Annotated in this window: 5 protein-coding genes; 4 read left to right on the top strand and 1 reads right to left on the bottom strand. The window is 51.6% G+C overall.

Features of this window, described 5'->3' with window-relative positions; translation table 11 throughout:
* Both QZ305_RS11585 and QZ305_RS11580 read left to right on the top strand, forming a co-directional pair.
* Positions 1–539: CHC2 zinc finger domain-containing protein (locus tag QZ305_RS11585; protein WP_294732146.1), on the top strand; the 539-nt coding region annotated here is incomplete at its 5' end.
* The gene (locus QZ305_RS11580) at positions 508–1,845 is read left to right on the top strand and encodes a virulence-associated E family protein (protein WP_294732145.1); all 1,338 of its coding nucleotides are present in this window, start codon (positions 508–510) and stop codon (positions 1,843–1,845) included. The genes QZ305_RS11585 and QZ305_RS11580, both read left to right, overlap by 32 nt.
* 28 nt (positions 1,846–1,873) lie before the next feature.
* Here QZ305_RS11580 and QZ305_RS11830 read toward each other — a convergent pair whose 3' ends face one another.
* A complete protein-coding gene (locus QZ305_RS11830; protein ID WP_081645077.1) occupies positions 1,874–2,113 on the bottom strand; it encodes a tweety protein in 240 nt (79 codons plus the stop codon).
* On the opposite strand from QZ305_RS11830, the gene QZ305_RS11575 reads away from it, so the two are divergent.
* Entirely contained in the window at positions 2,087–2,284 is a 198-nt protein-coding gene (locus QZ305_RS11575) for a hypothetical protein (RefSeq protein ID WP_009251541.1), read from the top strand. The two genes, QZ305_RS11830 and QZ305_RS11575, sit on opposite strands and share 27 nt — an antisense overlap.
* On the top strand, positions 2,285–2,508 hold a 224-nt coding region (locus tag QZ305_RS11570), incomplete at its 3' end, for a recombinase family protein (RefSeq protein WP_294732144.1).

The following is a 2,508-nucleotide window of genomic DNA, read 5'->3' as shown; positions in this document are numbered from 1 at the left end:
ACGATAAAACCCCAAGCATGAAGCTGGATCGGCGTTACCACTGCTTCGGCTGCGGTGCGGATGGGGATGTGATTGATTTTGCCGCCGCCCTGTATGGGCTGGGAAAGAAAGAAGCCGCCGTACAACTGGCACAGGACTTCGGGCTTTCCTATGAGGACTGGAAGCCGCCGGGAAAGGCAAAAAAGCCCAAGCCCCGGCAGAAATCCCCGGAGGAACAGTTTCAGGAAGCAAAGAGCCGCTGCTTCCGTACCCTTGCCGATTATCTTCACTTGCTGATGGCATGGAGAATGGACTACGCCCCGCACTCCCCGGAGGAAGCCTTTCATCCCCGGTTTGTGGAAGCCTTACAGAAGCAAGACCAAGTGGAATATCTGCTGGATGTGCTGCTGTTCGGGGAGACAGAGGAAAAAGCGGCTTTGATTACGGACTACGGAAAGGATGTGATACAGCTTGAACAGCGAATGGCAGAGCTTGCAGCCGCAGACGCAGCAAGAACTAAAAAACACCATGAACGCCATGCAGCCGCCCCAGAGCATTGAGGAAATCAAGGCGGGGCTGGAAACCACCGAGAAAGGCGGTGTCCGTCAGAGCATACGGAACTGCCTGACCGTATTCCAGCGTGACCCGCTGCTTTCCGGGGCTATCGCATACAACATCCTGACTGACCGCAAGGACATCATAAAGCCCATCGGTTTCCACAGGGAAAGCACCCCCCTGAACGATACAGATATGAAGTATCTGCTTCTCTATCTGGAAGAAACCTACGGGCTTACCAATGAGAAAAAGATTGATAACGCCATCGGGATTGTGGCGAATGAAAACAAGTATCATCCCATCCGGGATTATTTAAGTTCCCTTGTGTGGGACGGGAAGGAACGAATCCGCTTCTGCCTACGGCACTTTCTGGGAGCTGACGCAGATGATTACACCTATGAAGCGTTGAAGCTGTTCCTGATGGGTGCTATCTCACGAGCCTTTCAGCCGGGGTGCAAGTTTGAAATCATGCTCTGTCTGGTCGGCGGTCAGGGGGCTGGCAAGTCCACCTTCTTCCGTCTGCTGGCAGTCCGGGACGAGTGGTTCTCCGATGATTTGCGGAAGCTGGACGATGACAATGTGTACCGCAAGCTGCAAGGTCACTGGATTATCGAAATGTCGGAAATGATGGCAACCGCAAACGCCAAGAGCATTGAGGAAATCAAGTCATTTTTAAGCCGGCAGAAAGAGGTTTACAAGATACCCTATGAAACCCACCCGGCAGACCGCCCCCGTCAGTGCGTGTTTGGCGGCACTTCCAATGCCCTTGACTTCCTGCCCCTTGACCGTTCCGGCAACCGCCGCTTTATCCCCGTCATGGTGTACCCGGAGCAAGCCGAGGTTCACATTTTGGAGGACGAAGCCGCTTCCAGAGCCTATATCGAGCAGATGTGGGCGGAAGCGATGGAGATTTACCGAAGCGGCAGGTTCAAGCTGGCTTTCAGCCCCGCCATGCAGCGGTATCTCAAAGAACACCAGCGGGATTTTATGCCGGAGGACACCAAAGCCGGAATGATACAGGCGTATCTTGATAAGTACACCGGGAGCATGGTCTGCTCCAAGCAGCTCTACAAGGAAGCCTTGAACCATGCCTTTGACGAACCGAAGCAATGGGAAATCCGGGAAATCAACGAGATTATGAACCAGTGCATTTCCGGCTGGCGGTACTTCCCGAACCCAAGAATGTTTTCAGAATATGGCAGACAAAAGGGCTGGGAGCGTGAAAACCCGGCAACGGACTCCGGCAACCCGTCTGAAAAAACGATGGACGGTTTTGTGGAGGTCACAGAACAGATGGAGCTTCCATTCTGAAAATGACAGCCCGTTGCACCTCCTGTTGCTATCCCGTTGCCGAGCCGGTTGCCGGGGAAAATCCCTTATTTCCGGGCTTTTCTCCCTTATAACAACCAAAACAACAGAAAAATAAAAGAAAAGTATAAATAGTAAGTAGTGCCAGATTGAGATTGTTTGCAAGGTCTTTTGAAGCCCGTTGCCGGACTTCGTTGCCGACACCCTCTGTCTGGCTATTTTCATGTATGGAGGATAACTGCCTATGGCAAAAAACAAAACAGAGATTCATGTGACTACTGTGTTTGACGGGGAGCTGGACGCAACCGATGTGTTCGTCAGCCTGATTTCCCAGAAATACGGAAAGATAAATACGAAAGAATATCTTGCTAAAAAGAAAGATATGGGCTATAATGAAGATGAGGTTCAAAAGAGCCAGATACCGTCTGGATTGTGTGGGTAAATGGCTATGATGAACGAAATGGAATACAGAACAATCGGAAAGGCACTTGCCGGGGGCTATCGTGCGGCGGTCTATTGCAGGCTGTCAAAGGACGATGACCTGCAAGGCGAAAGTGCCAGTATCGCAAACCAGCGTGATATGCTGGAAAAATACTGCGAAAAGCAGGGATGGGAGGTTGTGGCAGTCTATCAGGACGATGGCTTCACAGGTCTTAACATGGAGCG

Source organism: uncultured Faecalibaculum sp., assembly GCF_910588395.1.
GTDB lineage: Bacteria > Bacillota_I > Bacilli_A > Erysipelotrichales > Erysipelotrichaceae > Faecalibaculum.
The sequence above is the reverse complement of the archived record's forward strand: the minus strand, read 5'-3'. Positions and strand labels throughout refer to the sequence as shown.